Origin of the sequence: Neoroseomonas terrae (assembly GCF_018129025.1) — a bacterium.
Lineage (GTDB): Bacteria > Pseudomonadota > Alphaproteobacteria > Acetobacterales > Acetobacteraceae > Neoroseomonas > Neoroseomonas terrae.
In genome coordinates this window covers 68,294-87,882 of sequence record NZ_JAAEDI010000021.1, presented here as the reverse complement: position 1 = coordinate 87,882, position 19,589 = coordinate 68,294, and the positions used below count along the sequence as shown (strand labels likewise).

Here is a 19,589-nt window from a genome sequence, read left to right as displayed (position 1 = left end):
ATTCACCACCTCGGGAGAAGACCTGTTGACCCTGCCGGAGCCCCTCGCCGCGCGGACCGTCGTCACCATCGCCACCCAGCGCAGCGGCACAAAGGCTTTCGCGCAGTCGCTCAACGCCGGCGCGCTGGTGCGCTCGGTCTACGAGATATTCCTGCCGAACAACCCGGTGTCGAGCGTGACCCGCGCCTGGGCGGCGCATCTCGGCGCCCGCCCGGATTTCGGCTTCTCGCAGGAGGAGATGACCGCCTTCCTCGACGACTACTTCGCCGGGCTGCACGCGGCAATCGACCGCGACTGGCTGCACTTCGACGTGATGTACGACAATCTCGGCGTTTTATCGCCGCTGTGGACCTATCCGGTTGGGCTGCCGTGGCGGAACTTCCTGATGGGCTATTTCCGCGCCCGCGGCTTCCTCGTGGTGCATCTGGTCCGCGAGGATATCCTGGCCTGTTTCGCCAGCAACATCATCGCGCAGACCCGCAACCTCTATCACACCGACCAGGACATCGCGGCGCGGGAGGAAGCGCCCATCGTGCTCGACCCTGAGCGGGCGCTGCACTACGTGCTGCCGGTCGCCCGTACGCGGGAACTGGTGCGCGAGGCCTTCCGCGGCAACCGGCGCTGCATCGAACTGACCTATCCGCACTTCATCGACGGGGACCGGATCGCGCCTGCGGCCGTCGAGAAGCTCGGGGACGCGCTCGGGCTCGACGCCGACGCGGCGGCGGGGCTGTTCGGACCGATCCGCATGCGGCCGACCGCGCCCGACAAGCGCCGCCTGATCAGCAACTACGATGAAGTCGCGGCCTACGTGGCCCCGGCGCTGGCGAGGCTCGCGGAGCCACGCGGCCCCCGCTGGTAGCAGCGCCGCCAGCTTGTCCCCCGCGGGGCCGGGCGACTAGCATGAACGCCTGGTCGCATCACGCGGCCGAGTGCGCTGCGCAGGGTCGGAAGGTGCCGATGGCCGAATCGCGGATGCCCGGGGATTGCTCGCTCCTCGTGGCCATCACCTTTCATTTCGTTCCGCAGCGCGTGGTTTACTTGCTGGACGTCGTGCGGGCACTGGCCGATTTCGCCGTCCGTCGCATCGATATCCGGGTCATGATCAACGACGTTCCCGACGACGCGCTCGGCAAGCTGCGGGAGATCCTGGCCGGGACGCTGCCGCGCCACGCGAGCGTGACCTTTCAGCGCTGCCGCGACCTCGCTCACCCGTTCGAACTCGCCTGGGCGCACAAGCCGCTGATCCAGGACGTCTTCCTGCGGCCGGAATCGCCATACACGCATTTCGTCTATCTCGAAGACGATATGCGCTTCGGCTTCGCGAATTTCCGCTACTTCCTGGAGGCTCGGCCAGCACTCGCCGGCTTCGGGCTCATTCCGTCCTTCGTGCGGGTGGAGTACAGCATCGAAGGACAGGAAATGCGCTGCACCGACGTCCAGCGCGCCATGCCGTTCGAGCAGCTCAGGACGATCGAGCTCGGGCCCTACCTTTTCGTCACGCATCGGAACCCCTACTGCGCCATCTACGTCCTCGACCACGGACTTGCTGCCGAGTACGTCGGGACGGCGTCCTTCGGCCTGGCGACGAGCGCGGAGGTTCGCAGCGTCGGCACACGCGAGAGATCGGCGATGGGCCTGTGCTGGGAGAACGTGCCGCCGGGGTTCCGCTCGCGCTACGCCATCCCGATCGACCCCGCGCGGATGACGGCAGCGGCAGAGTGCTGGGTGCCGCACCTGCCCAACAATTATTCGGACCGCGCGAGGTCGGCCTCCGGCAAGCTGGCTATGCGGAATCTGGTTGTCCCGGCCAGCGGTACGGCAGTCATGGCTTCCCGGGCGAATGCCTGATGGTGGGGAACGCCGCTACGGCAGCGCGCGTCCCCCGGTGAAGCTGTCTCGCGTCGACCAATAGGACGCGATCGACAGCGCGCGGTCGATCCGCCCCTGCGTCATCACGATCCCGGCTATCGGAACACCGGCACGGCGCCGTCGTCGGTATTGTCCGGCAGCGGCACCTCGATGCGCACGGTGGACGGATCGACGCCTGTTCCGCGGTCGAGCCAGTAGGTGACGCTCTGCGGCCAGGCGATGACGATGGCGACGAGCAGGAGCTGCAGGCACAGCCAGGGCACCGCGCCCCAATAGATGTCGCGGCTCAGCACGGTCTTCGGCGCGATGCCGCGCAGGTAGAACAGCGCGAAACCGAAGGGCGGATGCATGAACGAGGTCTGCATGTTGATGCACAGCAGGACGCCGAACCAGACGAGGTCGATGTCGAGCTTGGTCGCCACCGGCACCAGCAGCGGGATGACGATGAAGGCGATCTCGAAGAAGTCGAGGAAGAAGGCCAGGAAGAAGATGAAGACGTTGACGAAGATCAGGAAACCCGTCTGACCGCCCGGCAGGTGCGACAGCAGGTACTCGATCCAGTGGCTGCCATCCACGCCCTGGAACACCAGGGAGAACACGGTCGCACCGATCAGGATGAAGATGACCATCGCCGTGATGCGCATGGTATTCGACATCGCCTCGCGCAGCAGGCGCCAGGAGAAGCGCCGGTTGATCATGGCGAGCACGACGGCGCCGACGGCACCCATCGCGCCGGCCTCAGTCGGCGTCGCGAGCCCCATGAAGATGGTGCCGAGCACGAGGAAGATCAGCACGATCGAGGGCACCATGCCCTTCAGCACGCGCCACCACAGCGACCAGCCGCGCGGGGCCAGCGCCTCGGGCGGCAGCGGCGGCACCTTGTGCGGCGCGAAGAAGGACACGCCGGCGATGAAGGCGATGAACAGGAAGATCTGGAGGAAGGACGGCCCGATCGCGCCGGCATACATATCGCCGACCGACTTGCCGAGCTGGTCGCCGAGCACGATGAGCACGAGGGATGGCGGGATGACCTGCGTGATGGTGCCCGACGCCGCGATGACACCGGTCGCGATGCGCATGTCGTAGCCGTACTTCATCATGATGGGCAGCGAGATCATGCCCATCGCGATGACGCTCGCGGCCACGGTGCCGGTGATCGCGCCGAGCACCGCGCCCACCAGGATGACGGCGTAGGCGAGCCCGCCCGGGACCTTTCCGAATAGCTGCCCGGTGCCTTCCAGCAGGTCCTCCGCCAGGCCACATCGTTCGAGGATCGCGCCCATCAGCGTGAAGAACGGGATCGCCAGCAGCAGGTCGTTCGACAGGATGCCGAAGACGCGCAGCGGCAGATTGCCGAGATACGCGGTGGTGAAGAACCCCATCTCGATCGAGAGGAAGCCGAAGAACAGGCCGACCGCGGACAGCGAGAAGGCCACCGGGAAGCCCATCAGCAGGAACACCACCAGCCCGCCGAACATCAGCGGCGGCATGATCTCGAGGCTCAGCATGGGATCACTGCTCCGGCCGGTGGTATTCGGCGAGATGGGCGGTCGCGGGGTCCACGCCCCGCAGCGTGGCGATGCGCTTCACCAGTTCCGACAGGCCCTGCAGGCTGACCAGCGCGAAGCCGATCGGCATGAGGATCTTCACCGGCCAGCGCAGCAGCCCGCCGGCATTGGGCGAGCCCTCACCGCGGATGAGGGAATCCCAGAAGAACGGGAAGGTCATCCAGGCGAGCAGCACCATGCCTGGCAGGAGGAAGAAGATGATGCCGAGGATGTCGATCCACAGCCGCGCCCGTGCCGAGACGCTGCCATACACGAGGTCCACCCGGACATGCTCGTTGCGGTTCAGCGTATAGGCCGCGCCCAGCATGACCGTCGCGGCGAACAGGTACCACTGCACCTCGAGCCACGCATTGGAGGACATGGACAGGCCGTAGCGGATGAAAGCGTTGCCGGCGCTGATGGCGCAGGCGGCGAGCACCGCCCAGTCCGCGATGCGGCCGAAGATGTCGTTCATCGCGTCAACGCCGCGACTGAAGGCCAGCAATGCGCGCATTCTACTGTTCGACGGAGCCGCGCGGCGGCCCCCCCTGGCGACGCATGGTACCCGTCTCCCCCATTTTTCACTCGGATTCGGCGGATCGTGAAGCCAGCCCCCTTAGACCCGGCGGCGGGACGATGCAAATTGCATCGGGCTGGCCGCGGGGGGTCGGGGGGTTCTATTCTCCACGGGTGACTCGGGACCATCGCCGTCCATGCTGACGGCCCTTGCCCTGCTGGTCGGCCTGCTCGCCGCGCTTGGTGCCGCGGCGGTGCCGCTTGCTCGAGCGGCGAATGGTGGCAGGCTGCTGCATGGCGCGACGGCGCTTGCGGGCTTCCTGCTGGCGGCGGGCGGCGTTGTCGGGCTGCTGGGCGGACCAGCAACGCTGGACCTGCCTTTCGGACCGCCATGGGGACCGATGCGGCTGGCGCTCGATGCGTTGTCGTCATGGTTCCTGCTGCCGGTCGGGCTGTCGGTCGGCTGCGCCGGACTGTTCGCGTTGGGCGGGGCATACGGTCCGGTGCCGGCCCGCGACCTCCTGCCCTGGCCGATTTTCGTCGCCGGCATGGTGCTGACCCTGCTGGCTGCTGATGGCTTCACGCTGCTGCTGGGGTTCGAGGCGATGTCCCTCGCCTCCTGGGCGCTGGTCGCGCGTGACGGGGCGGGGGCGGAGAACCAGCGCGCGGCGCGGATCTATCTGGGCTTCGCGGGGCTCGGCGGGCTGTGCCTCATGCTGGGCTTCGGGCTGCTGGCCGGCGGGGCCGGCGACGTCGCCTTCGCGGCCCTGCGGGACGACCCGCCGGAAGGGGCGCGCGCCGCCGCCGTGCTGGCGCTGCTGCTGGCCGGCGCGGGCTCCAAGGCCGGGCTCGCGCCGCTGCATGTGTGGTTGCCGCTCGCCCACCCGGCGGCGCCGACCCACGTATCAGCCGCGATGTCCGGGGCGATGACCAAGGTCGCGCTTTACGTGATCGCGCGCTTCATCTTCGACCTCATGGGGCCGGCACAGCCTTTCTGGATGGGCACACCGCTGATCGCCCTCGGCGCCGCCACGGCGGTGATCGGCGCATTGCGCGCGGCGCTCGAGGAGGACAGCAAGGTCCTGCTCGCCTGTTCGACGATCGAGAATGTCGGGCTGATCGCGGTGGGACTCGGCCTGGCGTTGGCCTTCCGGGGGGCGGACCTGCCGGCGCTGGCGGCGCTCGCGGGCGGCGCGGCGCTGCTGCACGCCCTGAATCACGCAGTGTTCAAGACATTGCTGTTCCTGGTGGCGGGCGAGGTGCTGCACGGCGCGCTGTCGCGGCGGCTCGACCGGCTGGGCGGGCTGATCCACCGCATGCCGGTCACCGCCTGGGCGGCGCTGATCGGGGCGGCGGCCGCTGCGTCGCTACCGCCGCTATCAGGGTTCGCGTCCGAATGGCTGCTGTTGCAGGCGCTGCTCACGGCCTGGCGGGTGGGCGACATCGCCTTCCAGATGGGCGTGGCGGCCGCGACGACACTGGCGGCACTGGCCGCGGCGCTGGCCGCGGCGGCGATGGTGCGGTTCTGGGGACTGGTGTTCCTTGGCCGGCCGCGCACCCCGCGCGCGGCAGGGGCCGAGGAGAGCACGGGTGCCGCGCGCATCGCCCTGTTGGTCCCGGCGGGGCTGACACTGCTGCTCGGACTGTTCCCGGGCCCGGTGCTGGACCTCGCGGAACCGGCGCTGCGGTTGGTCTCGGGCACCGCGGCGCCGCGGGCGGGCTGGTTCGCGATCGGCGCCGGCGATGGCGGGGCGCGGTACTGGCCGGTACCGGTGGCGCTGCTTGTCGCGGCTGCCGTGGGACTGGCGGTCTGGCTGGTGCGGCGACGCGCCCCGGCAGGCGTGCAGCGCGGACCCGCCTGGGATTGTGGCTTCATCGCCGCGCCGCCGCATTTCCCCTTCGGTGATCCCGCCGGCCAGCCGAGTGCCGCGGGCTTCGCCCAGCCGCTGCGACGGATGCTGGGCCAAGGGCTGCTGGCCGCGCATGAGACCGTCACCATGCCCGGCCCGGGCGAGACCCGCGCAGCCGTGCTGCGATCCGGCTTCGCCGATCCGGCGCTGGAGACGCTGGAAGGCCCCCTGCCCCGCTGGCGCGAGGCCGCCGCGGCGCGCGCCGAGCGGCTGCGTGCCCTTTCGATCCGCCAATGCCTGGGCCTGACCTTCGGCGCCGTGGTCCTGATGCTGGCCCTGCTCGCCTGGATCGGGGCGCGCTGAGATGGCAGCGGTCTGGTCCGTCCTGTCGCAGCTGCTGCACGTCGCCCTGGCGCTGGCCGCCGCGCCGCTGCTGACGGGTGTCGTGCGCTGGCTGAAGGCGCGGATGATGGGGCGGCGCGGTCCGCATCCATTGCAGCCCTTGCGGGACATTCTGAAGCTGCTGCGCAAGAGGCCCGTGCTGGCAGAGAACGCCTCCGCCGTGTCGCTCGCTGCGCCCTATCTGGCCGCGGGGGCGGCGGTCGCGGCGATTGCGCTGGTGCCGTCCTTCGCGCGCGGCATGGCGCTGGCGCCGCTGTCGGACCTCATCCTGATCGCAGGGCTGCTGGCGCTCGGGCGCGTCGCGATGGCACTGGCCGGGATGGATGTCGGCTCGCCCTTCGGCGGGCTCGGCGCGTCGCGGGAGATGTCCTTCGCGGCGCTGGCCGAGCCGGCGCTGGTGATGGCGGTGCTGACGCTCGCGATCCTTGCGGGCACCACCAACCTCGATGCCATCGGCGGGTCCTTCCGCGATGGCGGACTAGGACTGCGGGTTTCGCTCGGCCTCGCGCTGGTCGCGCTTCTCGCCGTCGCCATCGCCGAGAACGCGCGCATCCCGGTGGACAATCCGTCCACGCATCTGGAACTGACGATGGTCCATGAAGCGATGATCCTGGAGTCCTCGGGCCGGCATCTCGCGCTGTGGGAGTATGCGGCGCAGCTCCGCCTGCTGCTGTGGCTGGGGCTGCTGGCCACGGTGTTCCTGCCCCTCGGCCAGGCGCCGGCGGGGTCGGCGCCGCATCTCTGGATCGTCGGGCTCGGGGCCTGGGCGGTGAAGATCGGCGGTCTCGCCCTGGGGCTGGCGGCCTTCGAAAGCGCGATCGCGAAGATGCGCGTGTTCCGCGTGCCGGAATTCCTCGGCGCGGCGCTGCTGCTCGGGTTGCTCGGCGCGGTCCTGCTGTTCGTCTCGACGGGGCTGGCGTGAGGTTCGGTCAGCTCTCCTACGATCTGTCGCACCTGCTGGGCGGGGCGGTGCTGCTGCTGTCATTCGTGCTGCTGTACCAGCGGCGCATCGGGGCGGTGATCAACGCCTTCGCGACGCAGGGCACGCTGCTGGCGATGGCCGCGGCCTGGGCGGCTTATGCGCAGGGCACGCCGGGGCTCTACCTGACGGCGCTGCTGGCCCTGGCGGTGAAGGGCGTGCTCATCCCGCTCGCGCTGCACCGGCTGGTGCGGGAATTGAACCTGCACCGCACGGTCGAGACGGCGCTGGGGGTCGGGCCGTCGATGATCGCCGGCGTCGCGCTGGTCGGGCTGTGCATCCTGGTGACGCTGCCGGCGACCGAGGGTGCGCGGCTGCTGTCGCGGGAGACGCTGGCGCTCGCCATGTCCGTCGTGCTGCTCGGCATGCTGATGATGATCACGCGGCGCAACGCCATCAGCCAGGTGGTCGGACTGCTCTCGCTGGAGAACGGGCTTATCCTCGCCGCGGTCGGCGTGGCGGGCATGCCCCTGGTGGTGGAACTGTCCACCGCCGCGCTGGTGCTGATGATCGCGCTGGTCGCCGGTGTCTTCGCCTTCCAGATCCGCGAGCGCTTCGACACGCTCGACACAGGCAGCCTGGAAGAACATCGCGGGGAGCAGCGTTGATGCCCCTGCAATGGCTGATCGTGTTCTTCGCCTGGGGCGGCGCGGCCGCACTGGCGGCTGTCCCGAACCTCCGCCATGCGACGCTGGCCAATGTCGTCGTCAGCGGCATGACGTTCATGCTGGCCCTGGCGATGGCCTCGGAGCCCTATGCCCAGCATGGCTGGACGCATACGGACACGCTGAACCTGCCCTTCATCCTGGTCTCGACCTTCATCGGGCTGACCACGGCGGTGTTCTCGGCGGCGACGCTCGACCGGGAAGGCTTCGACCATTGGCGCATCCGCGCCTATCATGCCGCCTATCAGGTCTTCATGGGCGCGCAGCTTCTCGCGCTGCTCGCCGACAATCTCGGCGTGATGTGGGTGGCGATCGAGATCGCGACGCTCGCGACCGTCTCCATGGTCGCGGTGCACCGCACGCCGGCGGCCTTCGAGGCGGCGTGGAAGTTCTTCATCCTTTGCGGCGTCGGCATCGCGCTGGCGCTGTTCGGCACCATCGTGCTGTACCTCGCCGCGCAGCCGCTGCTCGACGACGCGACGGGGCTCTCCTGGAACGCGCTGATGGGGGTGGCGGCGCGCTGCGACCCCGCCACGCTGAACCTTGCCTTCGCCTTCCTGCTGCTGGGCTACGGCACCAAGGCCGGGCTGGTGCCGCTGCATTCCTGGTTGCCGGATGCGCATGCCGAAGGGCCGGTGCCGATCTCGGCGGTGCTGTCCGGCCTGCTGCTGAACGCAGCGATGCTTGCCATCCTGCGCGCCAAGGCGGTGGTCGACGGGCACCCCGATACGGTCGCGCCAGGGCCGTTCCTGATGGCGCTCGGCCTCGCCTCGGTGCTGCTGGCGGCGCTGGCGTTATGGAAGCGACGCGATGCGCGACGCTTCTTCGCCTGGTCGAGCATCGAGCACATGGGCATCGCCGCCTTCGCCTTCGGGATCGGTGGTGCCGCGGCGACGCTGGCGGGGCTGCTGCATCTGATCGGCCATTCGCTGGTGAAGAGCGCGATCTTCTTCGGCGTCGGACGCGCCGCGCAGGTGAAGGGGAGCCAGAAGATCGCTGAGGTCAGCGGTCTCGTGGCGAGCCATCCGGCGCTCGGCTGGGGCCTGGCATTGGCCATCCTGGCCATCGGGGGCATGCCGCCCTTCCTGCTTTTTGCGTCGGAGTTCCGCCTGTTGTCGGCGGCAATGGCGGAATGGCCGTGGCTCGCGCTGCTGCTTGCACTGGGCATGCTGACGGCCTTCGCGGCGCTGATCACGGTGCTGCAGGCTATGTGCTTCGGGGAGCGGACGCCGGATGTGCCCGCGACGCCGGGCGGCTGGCGCAAGGCGGCGGCGGCGACGCCGTTGTGGCTGCATCTGGCGGCCGCGGCCGCGCTCGGTATCGCCATGCCCGCGGGGTTCGCGAGCATGCTCGCCATGGCCGCGCAGGTCATCGGATGACGGCGCAGGACCTGATCCGCTCCGGCAAGGCTCAGGGCGCGCAGCCCTTCGATCGGTTCCTGCTGACGACCGAAGCGTGGTCACGCCTGCCGGCGGCGCTCATGGCCGAGCCAAGCCTGGCACTGCTCGCGCTCTGGGCCGAACCGGCCATGGTGCATTCGGCCTTCCTCGACGACGCCACCGGCGCCGTGCTGCTGGCGTCCGCGCCGGCGGAGGGCGGGCGCTACGCGGCCCTCTCCCCTGCCCGCCCCGGTGCCATTCGCTTCGAACGCATGATCCGCGACCTCTGGGGGCTGACCGCCGAGGACGCCGTCGATCTGCGCCCCTGGTTGGACCATGGCCGCTGGGAACTGGCCGGGCCGATGTCTGGCGCGCCGCTCGCCATGCCGCATTCGGAGCCGCCCCAACCGGAATTCCTGCCGGTCGAGGGTGAGGGCATCCACCAGATCGCGGTCGGCCCGATCCATGCCGGTGTGATCGAGCCGGGCCATTTCCGCTTCCACGTCCAGGGGGAGGTCGTGGTGCGCCTGGAGGCGCGGCTTGGCTACAAGCACAAGGGGCTGCTGGCGCTGATGCAGGCGCGGACGCCGCGTGCCGCGGCCGGTTTCGCCGCGCGGCTGTCGGGCGATTCAACGGTTGCCCATAGCTGGGCCTTCGCCACCGCCGCGGAGGCAGCGCTTGGCGTCGTCGCGCCGCCGCGCGCCATCGCGCTGCGCGCGGTGATGGCGGAGCTGGAGCGCATTCACAACCACCTGAACGACTGGGGCTTCGTCTGCAACGACGCGGCCTTCGCCTTCCCCCATGCGCGCTGCGGGCTGCTGCGCGAAAACGTGCTGCGCGCCTGCGCAGCGGCCTTCGGCCATCGGCTGATGATGGACCGCGTCCTGCCCGGCGGCGTCGCGCCCGACATCGCGCCGGGCGGTGCGGAGCTGATCCTCGGCGCCCTCGGCGCCGTCGAGGCCGAGGTCCCCGTGCTGCAGCGCATCTACGACGGCCATGCCAGCCTGCAGGACCGCGTCGTCGGCACGGGCTACCTCGACCCGGCGCATGCGGCGCGTTTCGCGGCCGGCGGCTTCGTCGGCCGCGGATCGGGGCGCGGCTTCGATTCGCGCCTGCGGCCGGCCTATCCGCCCTATGACTGGCTGCTGCCGGCGATCGCGGTGGAAGCGGGCGGTGACGTCGATGCGCGGGTGCGAGTGCGCATCGCGGAACTGCGCACCTCCATCGGCCTCGTCCGTCGGCTGCTGGCGGAGCTGCCGCCCGGCGAGACGCTCGTCGCCCTGCCTGCCCAGGCCGGCGAGGGCAGCGCGCTGATCGAGGGCTTCCGGGGCGAATGCCTCGCCTGGTTGCGGCTGGACGAAGGCGGGCTGATCCGCGGCGTCTTCCTGCGCGACCCGTCCTGGCTGCAATGGCCGCTGCTGGAAGCGGCGATCGAGGGCAACATCGTCGCCGACTTCCCGCTGCTCAACAAATCCTTCAACTGTTCCTATGCGGGGGTGGACCTGTGAGCATCGGCTTCGACCAGACCATCCCGATCCTGCGCATCTTCGACCTCGCCAAGGCCCGTGAGTTCTATGTCGATTTCCTCGGCATGAGTTGGGACTGGGAACATCGCTTCGAACCGGATCTGCCGGTCTTCGCGCAAGTCTCGCGCGGGTCGCTTCTGCTGTTCCTCAGCGAGCATTTCGGCGACGGCACGCCGGGCAGCAAGGTGATCATCCGCATGACGGGCGTCGATACCTTCAATGCGGAGCTGCTCGCGAAAGGCTATCGCCACGCGCGCCCGGGCCTGCACGACCGGCCCTGGGGCTGGCGCGACATGACCATCAGCGACCCCTTCGGCAACACGCTCGTCTTCTCCGAGCGCATCGCGGAGTGCGACTGATGCTCTGGCCCCGCCTCGCCCGCGCGCTGGTCGGCCGGCCACTGACCGGCCCGTCCCCCGGCATCCCGCAGCCGACCGTCGCGGCGCTGGCCGAGCGGCTGGCCGCGACGGCGCGTGCCCGTCTCGGCCGCAGCCTGGCGATCCGCGAGGTGGACAGCGGCTCGTGCAACGCCTGCGAGCTCGAAGTGAACGCGCTGCAGAACGTCGCCTACGACCTCGAGCGTTTCGGGCTTCGCTTCGTCGCTTCGCCGAAGCATGCCGATGTGCTGCTGGTGACGGGCCCCGCCTGCCGCAACATGGCCGAGGCGATGGAGCGCGCCCTCGCCTGCACGCCGGAACCGCGCTGGGTCGTCGCGGCGGGCGACTGCGCCGTGGATGGCGGTGTGTTCAAGGGCTCCTACGCCGTGCATGGCGGGGTCGGGGCCGTGCTGCCGGTGGACCTGCTGATCCCGGGCTGCCCGCCCTCTCCCGAGCAATTGCTGGAGGGCCTCTTGTCGCTGCTCGAGGCGGAAGCGGCGCCGGACCCGCGCCAGACATAAAATCGGCCCGGCTGGATTGCTCCAGCCGGGCCCAAAGACCCCGCCTAGCGGAAGGGTCAGTCAGGCAGCGGCCTGCCGGGAATAAGCCGCTGCGACAGACAGACCCTGGCAGGTACCGCCTCTCGCGTCCGTGGAAGGAACCTTAACAAATAGCAACGCGTTTTGGTTGTTATAGGATAATTCCTGCAACCACAGGCTCTCCGCGGCGCGCGACGGCCTAAGGCCCGTCAGATAAGGCAGAGTTCCGCGAGATCACGCCGCAACGCCGGCGGCAACCGGTCCAGCCCCGTCGCAGCCGGGCGCGCGGTCGTCACATCCGCCGGCGCTTCCTCGGGCTTCAGGTAGCGCCAGCCCTGGAAGGCCTTCATCGGCCGGGCCTCGACAGGCACCAGGGCGGGGTCGAGCAGCAGGGCTGCGCAGGGGGTGTTGTCGTCCCACTGCTCCTCCCGCAGGCCGAGGACGCGCTGGCGCACGCGGACGAAGCCGCCGACGACCCAGTAGATCGAGCCGCCATCGGCTATCTCGTCGATCCGCTTCGGGAACATGCGGGTCCAGGCCCGCAGGGGCGGGTCGGTCCGCAGGCGTTCGGCCTGCAGCGCCGCCAGCGCGGTGACATCCTTGGGCCCGACAGACAGCTTGATGAGGTGCAGCACGGCCTATCCATGTCGTCTTGGCGGTCGAGTCGGCAAGGCCTTCCGACTGCCCAACCACCGATGCCGCGTAACCGCCCGGCACGTGACGGCGAAACACGTCAGGAAGCCGGCCTCGATGGCCCGGCATGGCGAGATCCTCACCACCATGGCCAGCGCCCGCACCGCGCGATCCCACCACCAGCCGCCCCCATGAGCGCCGCGGCCTGTTGCCCTGCGGCGCCGCCCTTCATCGCCGCATCGGCGGGGCCTAGGCTGCCGGCGCAGCATCGGGGACGCGCCGTGGCCGGCGACAGTGATGGCCGTTGGGAAGCATGGATGGCCGCCGCGCAGGCGGGTGATGCCCGCGCCTATGACCGGCTGCTGCGGGATTGCCTGCCGCTGCTGCGCGCCGTTGCGCGCCGGCGGCTGCGCGACCCGCAGGACGCCGAGGATGCGGTGCAGGATGCGCTGCTGACCATCCATCGGACGCTCGCCGCCTATGACCCGTCTCGTCCGTTGCGCCCTTGGATCGTCGCGATTGCCGAGCGGCGCAGCATCGACCGGCTGCGGCGGCGCAGTCGCGGCGCCGGGCGGGAAACACCGATCGACGATCATGCGGAGACGCTGGCGGCACCCGCGGGCGAGACCGGCGAGACGCGTATCGCCGGCGGCCAGCTGCGCGAGGCGGTGGCCGCGCTGCCGGCGAGCCAGCGCACCGCGCTGCGCCTCGCCAAGCTCGAGGATCTGCCGCTCGCCGAGGCGGCGCGACGGTCGGGCCTGTCGGTCGGGGCGCTGAAGATCGCCACGCATCGTGCGCTCAAGGCGCTGCGCCGGCGCCTGGCGGGGGAGGACACGCCGTGAGGACCGACGAGCTGATCGGCCGGCTCGCAACGGAGCTGCAGCCGGTGCGCCGGCTCTCGTCCCCAGGGCGGCGGGCGGCGCTGTGGCTCGGCTTCGCGGCGCTGGTGATCGGCGCCTTCACCATTGCCGTCGGGCCGCGCCACGACCTGATGGACTACCTGTCGGATCCGCATGAGGCCATGCAGCTCGCCTTCATGGTGGCGACAGGGGTGCTGTCGGCGGTGGCGGCCTTCCAGCTCGCCCTGCCCGACCGGTCCGGTCACTGGGTCCTTTTGCCGCTGCCCGCCGCGCTGCTGTGGGGAGGCAGTCTCGGCATGGGCTGCATGGCGGAGGTGGCACGGCTTGGGCCGGAAGCGCTCGCCTTCGGCACGGCCTGGAGCTGCTTCCGATTCATCGTGCTGATGGGCGTGCCACTGGCGGCATCGATGGTGTGGATGCTGCGCCATGCGGGGCCGGTGCGGCCGGTGCCGGTCGCGGTTCTCGGCGGGCTGGCCGGCGCGGCGCTGTCGTCGGCGGGGTTGTCGCTGTTCCATCATCTGGAGGCCGCGCTGATGGTGCTGTTCTGGCATGGCGGCGGCACCCTGCTGGTGGTGCTGGGTTTCCTGCTCGCCGGGCGCCGCTGGCAGGCGCGGGAGGCCACGCGCTTCACGGCCGTTTAAGGCACGCCGGGCGACAAGGGCGAAACCCCACGTCCGAGAGGCCTCCATGCGCGCCTTCCTGAACCTGTCGGTCGGCCTGAAGCTGCTGACCTCGAGCCTGCTCGCCCTCGCCATGCTGGGCGGCATCGCCGCCACCGTCGCACTGACGGGACGACACCTGTCCGAGACGATGGGCCGGCAGACGCGGCTCAGCGAGGCCTCCGGCCTACTGACCGAAGCGATGGGCACGGTGGCGGAGGCGCCGTCCCAAGTGCAGGCCATGCTGGCGGCGAACCGCGCGGCCGAGGTGGAGGCATCGCGCGACCGCGCGCTCGCCGCGCTGGACGAGACGGCGACGCTGGCCCGGCGCGCGGCCGAGTCGGCCGGCGAGGAATCCTCCGGCGCGCGGCTCAACCGGCTGCTCGACGCCGCGACGGCCTATGCCGCGGCGATCCGCGCGCAGGCGGAGCAGCGCATCGCCATCATCCGGTCGCGTGACGAGGCCTTCCTCGCCCGCGCTTCGGAATACGACCAGGCCTTCGAGGGCGCGAACGCGGCCATCGAGTTCGACCTGGCTGGCGAGGTGCGGGAGGATGCCCGCACCCGCTTCATCGCCTTCCACCAGGGGGCGAACGACATGCGCGCCTCCACGCTGCGCTACCTCGCGACCGGGGAGGCGGCGCAGGCACAACGGGCGCGCCGGGCCGCCGCGCAGTCCCGCGTGCATCTGCGCGGCGCCGTTTCCTCCGCCGGCCCGCAGGAGCGGGTGAAGGAGGAGCTGGAGCGCATCGGCCGCATCGCCGAGCAGGCCGCCCAGGGCGCGCTCGCGATGATCGATGCCGGCATCGCGCTCGACCGCTTCACCGCGGAGCGCGCCACACCGGCGCGCGAGGCGGTCGTTGCCGCCGTCACCGCGGCAAATGAGCGGCTGGTCGGCCTCGCCGGGGAGGCCGGCGCCGCGGTCGAGGAAGCGCTGGCCGAACAGACGAGGCTGGTGGCTATCGCCGCCGGCGCCATCGCGCTCGTGCTGCTGCTATCCTCCTGGGCGCTGACGCGGTCGGTCGGTGCGCCACTGCGGCGCATGGCCGGCACGATCGGCGCCATTGCGGCCGGCGAAGCCGCCGTCACCGTCACCGATCGCGGCCGGCGCGACGAGATCGGCCGCATCGCCGAGGCGCTGGAGGAGCTGCGCGTCACGGTGCGGCAGGCGTTCAGCCGCGGCCAGATGATCGAGCAGATGCCGATCGGCGTCATGGTGGCCGACCCGGACGACAACTTCCGCATCACCTACGCCAACGGCTATTCACTCGAGCTGCTGGCGGCGACGAAGGATCATCTCCGCGCACCCGTCGATACCGTGGTGGGGAACAGCATCGACATGTTCCACAAGGCGCCGGACCGGGTCCGGACGCTCCTAGCGGACCCCGCGAACCTGCCGCACAAGGCGCGCGTCGCGATGGGGCCGGAGATGCTCGACCTCAACGTCTCCGCGCTGCGCGACGCGGCGGGGCAGTATGTCGGCGCCATGCTCGCCTGGCAGCGCGTGACCGAGCAGGCGCGCCTTGCCGACACCTTCGAAGCGGATATCGGCGCGGTGGTGGGTTCCGTCGCGACCTCCGCCGGGCAGTTGCAGGACGCCGCGCGGACGCTGACGGATGCAGCGGCGGAGGCTGGGCGCGAGGCAGTCGCCGTGTCCGAGGCCGGCATGCAGGCCAATGCCGATGTGCAGGCGGTGGCGGCGGCGGCGGAGGAGATGGCTGCGTCGGTCGAGGAGATCACCCGGCGCGTCGCCGAGGCCGCGGACGTCGCGCGCCGCGCGGTGGCCGAGGCCAAGGCGACCGATTCCACGGTGCGCGGCCTGGCGGAGGCGGCGTCGCGCATCGGCGACGTGGTGCGCCTGATCGGCGAGATCGCCGGGCAGACCAACCTTCTCGCGCTGAACGCGACGATCGAGGCCGCCCGGGCTGGCGAGGCCGGGAAAGGCTTCGCGGTGGTGGCGTCCGAGGTGAAGAACCTCGCCGGTCAGACCGCCAAGGCGACCGAAGAGATCGGCCGCCAGATCAGCGAGATGCAGGGCGCGACCAACCAGGCGGTCGAGGCGATCCGCGCCATCGGGACCACAGTGGACCGCACCTCCGACATCGCCACAGCGATCGCCGCGGCGGTGGAGGAACAGGGGGCCACGACGCGGGAGATAGCGCGGTCCGCTGCGCAAGTCGCGGAGGCGACCGGAACGGTCGCACAACGGATCGAAGGGATCCGGTCGGCGGCGGATGCAACCGGCGGGTCCGCAGCCGCCGTGCTCCAGGCGTCCGGCGCGTTGTCCGGGGATGCGACGACGCTGCGGGAACGGGCGGATGGGTTCCTGAAAGCCGTCCGCGCGGCGTAGGCCCGTCGGGCGCGGCGTCCCCTCCCATGGTGGCCGCGCCGCCCCCCTACTCCATTCCGAGTTCCTCAGGCGTCACGACCCGGTCGGTCACTGCGGCGCCCGCGATCAGCAGGTCGATCACCTTTGCCTCGACCAGCGGCGCGCGCAGCGCCTCCAGCGCTGCAGCGTTGCCGCGATAGAAGTCGAGCACCTGGCGTTCCTGCCCGGGATAGCGCGCGGCGTCGCGGCGGATGGCGCGGGCCATCTCCGCCTCGGTCACCTGCACCTCATGCGCCTCGGCCAGGCGCGTCACCAGCAGCCGTAGCCGGACGCGCCGCGCCGCGACCACGCGGTAATCCGCGCGCAGCGCCTCGTCGCCCGCGCCTTCGGCCGGCCCGGGCCGCACACGCTGCCAGATCTGGTCGAACTCGGCCCCCAGCAAGCATTCCGGTACCGGGAAAGACGCGCCGGCCGCCAGCCGGTCAAGCAGCGCGATGCGAAGGCGCTGGCCGGACCGCGCGTCGCATTCCCGCTGGAGGGACTGCATGACCGCGACCCGCATGGCCGCCGTATCCGGCAGTTTGAGCGCCCGCGCGAGTTCTTCGCCATGTGCCAGCGGGCGGCGGCGCTTCAGCCCCGTGGCCGTCACGGCGTGGCGCACGCGACGGTTGGCGAGTTCGCTGACGGCGTGGTCGGCGGGCAGCATCGCCTCGACCACCCGCGTTTCGCCGGGCGCGAGCCCTTCGAGTTGGCTGGAGAAACCGACGCCGGCGGCACCGACCTCAATCGGCGCCGCGATCATGCTGCCGCCGGCGAACAGCAGCGCTTCCGGCTCCTCGGCGCCGGCGAAGATGCGGGCCGGCCCGATGCGGAAGGTGACATCGACCTCGATGCCCGGCGGAAAGCCGATGTCCAACAACGGCCGCGCATAGGCCAGGCGCTCATCGTCCGTCAGCACGAAGCTGCCGCGAATCTCTGCATCGCCCAACTGGGCCGGGGCGCGGACGCTGCGCAGGAAATCATCCTCCGCCCGCTCGTTGAAGCCGAGCCGCACCCGGGCGGCCGTGGGAAGCTCGCCGGTGAGCACCCGCGCGCGCATGCACAGCGTCAGGACCTGCCCCGGCGCGGCCTTCTGCTCCTTGGGGCGGGCGGGAAAGAGGCGCAGGAAGGCATCGCGTCCCGTCATGCCGCGCAACCGCGCATCGAAGCAGATCAGGCCGTTCTCACTGCCCGTCGCGACGATGTCGCAGGACAGGCCGGGGGAGGCATCGAGCGACCAGCTCGTCGGGGGCAGGCCCGGGCTGCCCACGCGCGCGCCGAGCGCCACGCCATTCGCGAGCAGGTCGTGAAGGACGCCGCCTTCCACGTCGCAGACCAGGATGTCGCCACGCGCGGCAGGCTCGCCGGCAAGGTCCTCGAACCTGCCATGCCGCATCGCGAGCCGAGCCAGGGCGCGATCCAGATGCGCCTGGCCGGGCTGCGCGCGCAGCCTTTCGAGGTGCAGGTCCGACAGGTCCGGCAGCGGCACGTCGGGCAGCAATTCCAGCCCAACGTTGATGACGAGGTCGGTGTCCTCCGCGAAGGCGCCGACCTCGACCTTCGGCGGCATGGCCGGGCGCAGCCGCCGGTCGGCGATCAGCCGGCGGACCGCTTCCGCCACGACGTCCTCCAGCACTTCGCCCAGCACCGAGGCGCCGAAGCGCTGCAGAATGACGGCCCGGGGCGCTTCGCCACGCCGGAAGCCGGCGATCGGAACGCCCGCGGCGATCTCCGCGAGGCGCGCGTCGCGCCGGCCGGCGATCTCGGCTGCCGGGATGGCGATGGCGTAGCCACGCTTCAGGCCGTCGGTCTCGGTTTCAGTGACGTGCATCGCGCTCTATCCGGCCGAGCCTGTGGCGGGTGTGATGACCGCGGGTCTACCGGACGGGGCGGAGCTTTCCAAGGCGGCGGGGTCAGCCGGCCCTTCGCCGCTGCGCCCGCTCACCGCCCCAGCCGGCGCGCTGGATGCGGCGGCGCAGGACCTCGACCGCCAAGCCGCGCGGCTCGCCCAGCCGGGCCAGGAGGTCGACGAAACGCTCGCGCTGCATTCCGATGCCGCCAAGGCTGCCGATGGCCTCACGGGACCGGCCATGCAGCAGGACCGGCGGGGCGCCGCCATCCACCCGTTCGAGCAGCAGGGCAGAATCGCCAAGGCTGCGCCGCAGCCGCGCATCGAGCGCCGGCTGGCCGCTGCCGAGCGCATCCGCCGCCGCGAGGTCCACGAGTGCAGCGACACGCCAGCTGCCCGCCGCCACCGCGCCGCCGGCCCGGCCGGGGGCACCCTCCGCATTGTCAAGCGCGCGGGCCAGGGTGGGGTCCGGCGCCCAGGAGGCCGTGACCGGGCCGAACATCACGGTGCCGTTGCTCTCGAGCGTCAGTTCCGGGGTTTCCTTCCCCGGCCGCGCTTTCAGCACGATCCGCATGCCGGGCCCGTCCGCCGCGGCGGCGCCATTCAGCCGGCGCAGCGCGCGCCAGGCGAGGACCAGCAGTACCAGAGCGCCAAGGAGGAACAGCGTCGCGAGGATCATGGCGTGGTCACTGGCGGCTTGTTGCCCGGCGGCCGCGGCGCCTGCGGTGCCTGGGGCGGCCGCGAGGACGGCGAGGCATTCGGCATGGTTCGCAGCCGCTCAGCCGCCTCGATGCGCACCGTCGCCTCCGCCCCCGGCCGCGCGCCGGCGGTCGGCGCCCAGTATCGCGGCGGCTGCGGGGTCGGGGCGGGCATGCGGGCCGCGCGCGCCGCGGCCTCGACGAAGGCGCGGTCGTTCTCGGCGGCATTCCATCGGCCGATGGCGAACATCATCCCGCCGAGCAGGACCAGCACCGCCGCGCCGATGACATAGAGCCTGGCACGCAGGATGACGGCGTTCACGGCGCGTCTCCCAGCCGGGCGGCGGCATCCTGCGCCGCCCTGATGCCCTCGGGGCCGCCGGCCACAAGCCCGGCCACCAGATGCGGCAGCTGCGCCGCCAGGGCCACCTTGCCGGCCCCGCCGTTCCAGGCCCGGACCGCGGCGCCGAGCAGCTGGTCGGCGGCCGCCTTCTCCTCCCGCGGCATGGTCGCGGCGGCGCGGTGCAACTCACCCAGCAGCGCCGGCACGGCGGCGACCTGCAGGGCGGCGCGCACCGGCTCCGGCAGTGCGGAGGCCGGCACGGGCTGCGCGGCCGGCCTCGGCGCGCCACCCGCGCGCAGCCAGGCATCGAGGCGACGGCCAACACCACCACCGACCAGCCCAACGACCGCGCCCACCACCGGCGGCAGCAGCACGAAGGCAGCCCAGAACACCGCGCCACCGGCGCGCAGCAGCAGCCCGACCAGCAGGAAAGCGATACCTGCCGCGAACAGGCCCAGGACGATGCCGCGCTGGCCGTCGGTCAGAAGTGTTTCGGGCGATGCCTCGCGGGCCCTCGCAGCGGCCAT

Annotated in this window: 19 protein-coding genes; 12 read left to right on the top strand and 7 right to left on the bottom strand. The window is 71.2% G+C overall.

All coding sequences use genetic code 11. The annotated features are described in order from the left end of the window. Positions 1 to 25: 25 nt before the first annotated feature. On the top strand, positions 26 to 862 hold the full coding sequence (locus tag GXW78_RS19350) for a hypothetical protein (protein WP_211870539.1): 837 nt from the start codon (positions 26 to 28) through the stop codon (positions 860 to 862). A 98-nt stretch (positions 863 to 960) separates the two neighbouring features. Next, the gene (locus tag GXW78_RS19345; RefSeq protein ID WP_211870538.1) at positions 961 to 1,851 is read left to right on the top strand and encodes a hypothetical protein; all 891 of its coding nucleotides are present in this window, start codon (positions 961 to 963) and stop codon (positions 1,849 to 1,851) included. Positions 1,852 to 1,967: 116 nt separating this feature from the next. Here GXW78_RS19345 and GXW78_RS19340 read toward each other — a convergent pair whose 3' ends face one another. Continuing rightward, the gene (locus GXW78_RS19340; protein WP_211870537.1) at positions 1,968 to 3,380 is read right to left on the bottom strand and encodes a TRAP transporter large permease; all 1,413 of its coding nucleotides are present in this window, start codon (positions 3,378 to 3,380) and stop codon (positions 1,968 to 1,970) included. Positions 3,381 to 3,384: 4 nt separating this feature from the next. Then, on the bottom strand, positions 3,385 to 3,894 hold the full coding sequence (locus GXW78_RS19335) for a TRAP transporter small permease subunit (protein WP_246522406.1): 510 nt from the start codon (positions 3,892 to 3,894) through the stop codon (positions 3,385 to 3,387). 238 nt (positions 3,895 to 4,132) lie between these two features. Here GXW78_RS19335 and GXW78_RS19330 point away from each other — a divergent pair, with 238 nt between their 5' ends. Genes GXW78_RS19330 through GXW78_RS19300 form a run of 7 tightly spaced genes read left to right on the top strand, consistent with a single transcriptional unit; the run spans position 4,133 to position 11,634 of the window. After that, positions 4,133 to 6,148, top strand: coding sequence for a proton-conducting transporter transmembrane domain-containing protein (locus GXW78_RS19330; RefSeq protein WP_211870535.1), 2,016 nt, complete (start codon positions 4,133 to 4,135; stop codon positions 6,146 to 6,148). Between the two features lies 1 nt (position 6,149). Continuing rightward, positions 6,150 to 7,109, top strand: a complete 960-nt coding sequence (locus GXW78_RS19325) for a respiratory chain complex I subunit 1 family protein (protein ID WP_211870534.1) — start codon at positions 6,150 to 6,152, stop codon at positions 7,107 to 7,109. After that, entirely contained in the window at positions 7,106 to 7,774 is a 669-nt protein-coding gene (locus GXW78_RS19320) for a hydrogenase-4 component E (RefSeq protein WP_211870533.1), read from the top strand. The genes GXW78_RS19325 and GXW78_RS19320 overlap by 4 nt, the downstream gene beginning before the upstream one ends. Continuing rightward, positions 7,774 to 9,210, top strand: a complete 1,437-nt coding sequence (locus GXW78_RS19315) for a hydrogenase 4 subunit F (protein ID WP_211870532.1) — start codon at positions 7,774 to 7,776, stop codon at positions 9,208 to 9,210. Before GXW78_RS19320 ends, GXW78_RS19315 begins: the two co-directional genes overlap by 1 nt. Beyond that, positions 9,207 to 10,718, top strand: a complete 1,512-nt coding sequence (locus GXW78_RS19310) for a hydrogenase large subunit (protein WP_211870531.1) — start codon at positions 9,207 to 9,209, stop codon at positions 10,716 to 10,718. The genes GXW78_RS19315 and GXW78_RS19310 overlap by 4 nt, the downstream gene beginning before the upstream one ends. Next, positions 10,715 to 11,095, top strand: coding sequence for a glyoxalase superfamily protein (locus GXW78_RS19305; protein WP_338147793.1), 381 nt, complete (start codon positions 10,715 to 10,717; stop codon positions 11,093 to 11,095). Before GXW78_RS19310 ends, GXW78_RS19305 begins: the two co-directional genes overlap by 4 nt. Continuing rightward, positions 11,095 to 11,634, top strand: a complete 540-nt coding sequence (locus GXW78_RS19300; RefSeq protein WP_211870530.1) for an NADH-quinone oxidoreductase subunit B family protein — start codon at positions 11,095 to 11,097, stop codon at positions 11,632 to 11,634. Before GXW78_RS19305 ends, GXW78_RS19300 begins: the two co-directional genes overlap by 1 nt. 227 nt (positions 11,635 to 11,861) lie before the next feature. On the opposite strand, the gene GXW78_RS19295 is transcribed toward GXW78_RS19300, so the two are convergent. Further along, positions 11,862 to 12,287, bottom strand: coding sequence for a DUF1489 family protein (locus GXW78_RS19295; RefSeq protein ID WP_211870529.1), 426 nt, complete (start codon positions 12,285 to 12,287; stop codon positions 11,862 to 11,864). Between the two features lie 315 nt (positions 12,288 to 12,602). Between GXW78_RS19295 and GXW78_RS19290 the strand changes: the two genes are divergently transcribed. The 3 genes from GXW78_RS19290 to GXW78_RS19280 are packed head-to-tail and all read left to right on the top strand — an operon-like array spanning position 12,603 to position 16,154. After that, entirely contained in the window at positions 12,603 to 13,127 is a 525-nt protein-coding gene (locus GXW78_RS19290) for a sigma-70 family RNA polymerase sigma factor (protein ID WP_246522403.1), read from the top strand. Continuing rightward, positions 13,124 to 13,786 carry an NrsF family protein gene (locus GXW78_RS19285; RefSeq protein ID WP_211870527.1) on the top strand — a complete coding sequence of 221 codons (663 nt, stop codon included), beginning with the start codon at positions 13,124 to 13,126 and terminating at the stop codon, positions 13,784 to 13,786. Before GXW78_RS19290 ends, GXW78_RS19285 begins: the two co-directional genes overlap by 4 nt. 46 nt (positions 13,787 to 13,832) lie before the next feature. Then, a complete protein-coding gene (locus GXW78_RS19280; protein WP_211870526.1) occupies positions 13,833 to 16,154 on the top strand; it encodes a methyl-accepting chemotaxis protein in 2,322 nt (773 codons plus the stop codon). Positions 16,155 to 16,200: 46 nt separating this feature from the next. Here GXW78_RS19280 and GXW78_RS19275 read toward each other — a convergent pair whose 3' ends face one another. The 4 genes from GXW78_RS19275 to GXW78_RS19260 all read right to left on the bottom strand — a co-directional run bounded on the left by GXW78_RS19275 (position 16,201) and on the right by GXW78_RS19260 (position 19,589). After that, positions 16,201 to 18,003, bottom strand: coding sequence for a trigger factor (locus GXW78_RS19275; RefSeq protein ID WP_211870525.1), 1,803 nt, complete (start codon positions 18,001 to 18,003; stop codon positions 16,201 to 16,203). Between the two features lie 82 nt (positions 18,004 to 18,085). Then, a complete protein-coding gene (locus GXW78_RS19270) occupies positions 18,086 to 18,700 on the bottom strand; it encodes a hypothetical protein (RefSeq protein WP_211870524.1) in 615 nt (204 codons plus the stop codon). Further along, positions 18,697 to 19,041: a hypothetical protein gene (locus tag GXW78_RS19265; protein WP_211870523.1), complete on the bottom strand. Its 345-nt coding sequence runs from the start codon at positions 19,039 to 19,041 to the stop codon at positions 18,697 to 18,699. Before GXW78_RS19265 ends, GXW78_RS19270 begins: the two co-directional genes overlap by 4 nt. Then, positions 19,038 to 19,589 carry a hypothetical protein gene (locus tag GXW78_RS19260; protein WP_211870522.1) on the bottom strand — a complete coding sequence of 184 codons (552 nt, stop codon included), beginning with the start codon at positions 19,587 to 19,589 and terminating at the stop codon, positions 19,038 to 19,040. The genes GXW78_RS19265 and GXW78_RS19260 overlap by 4 nt, the downstream gene beginning before the upstream one ends.

What these genes read in the sequence shown, in the direction of transcription:
- GXW78_RS19345 (WP_211870538.1), top strand. Translation starts at nt 961, where the DNA reads ATGGCCGAATCGCGGATGCCCGGGGATTGCTCGCTCCTCGTGGCCATC.
- GXW78_RS19340 (WP_211870537.1), bottom strand. Translation starts at nt 3,380, where the DNA reads ATGCTGAGCCTCGAGATCATGCCGCCGCTGATGTTCGGCGGGCTGGTG.
- GXW78_RS19335 (WP_246522406.1), bottom strand. Translation starts at nt 3,894, where the DNA reads ATGAACGACATCTTCGGCCGCATCGCGGACTGGGCGGTGCTCGCCGCC.
- GXW78_RS19330 (WP_211870535.1), top strand. Translation starts at nt 4,133, where the DNA reads ATGCTGACGGCCCTTGCCCTGCTGGTCGGCCTGCTCGCCGCGCTTGGT.
- GXW78_RS19325 (WP_211870534.1), top strand. Translation starts at nt 6,150, where the DNA reads ATGGCAGCGGTCTGGTCCGTCCTGTCGCAGCTGCTGCACGTCGCCCTG.
- GXW78_RS19315 (WP_211870532.1), top strand. Translation starts at nt 7,774, where the DNA reads ATGCCCCTGCAATGGCTGATCGTGTTCTTCGCCTGGGGCGGCGCGGCC.
- GXW78_RS19310 (WP_211870531.1), top strand. Translation starts at nt 9,207, where the DNA reads ATGACGGCGCAGGACCTGATCCGCTCCGGCAAGGCTCAGGGCGCGCAG.
- GXW78_RS19300 (WP_211870530.1), top strand. Translation starts at nt 11,095, where the DNA reads ATGCTCTGGCCCCGCCTCGCCCGCGCGCTGGTCGGCCGGCCACTGACC.
- GXW78_RS19290 (WP_246522403.1), top strand. Translation starts at nt 12,603, where the DNA reads ATGGCCGCCGCGCAGGCGGGTGATGCCCGCGCCTATGACCGGCTGCTG.
- GXW78_RS19280 (WP_211870526.1), top strand. Translation starts at nt 13,833, where the DNA reads ATGCGCGCCTTCCTGAACCTGTCGGTCGGCCTGAAGCTGCTGACCTCG.
- GXW78_RS19275 (WP_211870525.1), bottom strand. Translation starts at nt 18,003, where the DNA reads ATGCACGTCACTGAAACCGAGACCGACGGCCTGAAGCGTGGCTACGCC.
- GXW78_RS19270 (WP_211870524.1), bottom strand. Translation starts at nt 18,700, where the DNA reads ATGATCCTCGCGACGCTGTTCCTCCTTGGCGCTCTGGTACTGCTGGTC.
- GXW78_RS19260 (WP_211870522.1), bottom strand. Translation starts at nt 19,589, where the DNA reads ATGGCCGCTGCGAGGGCCCGCGAGGCATCGCCCGAAACACTTCTGACC.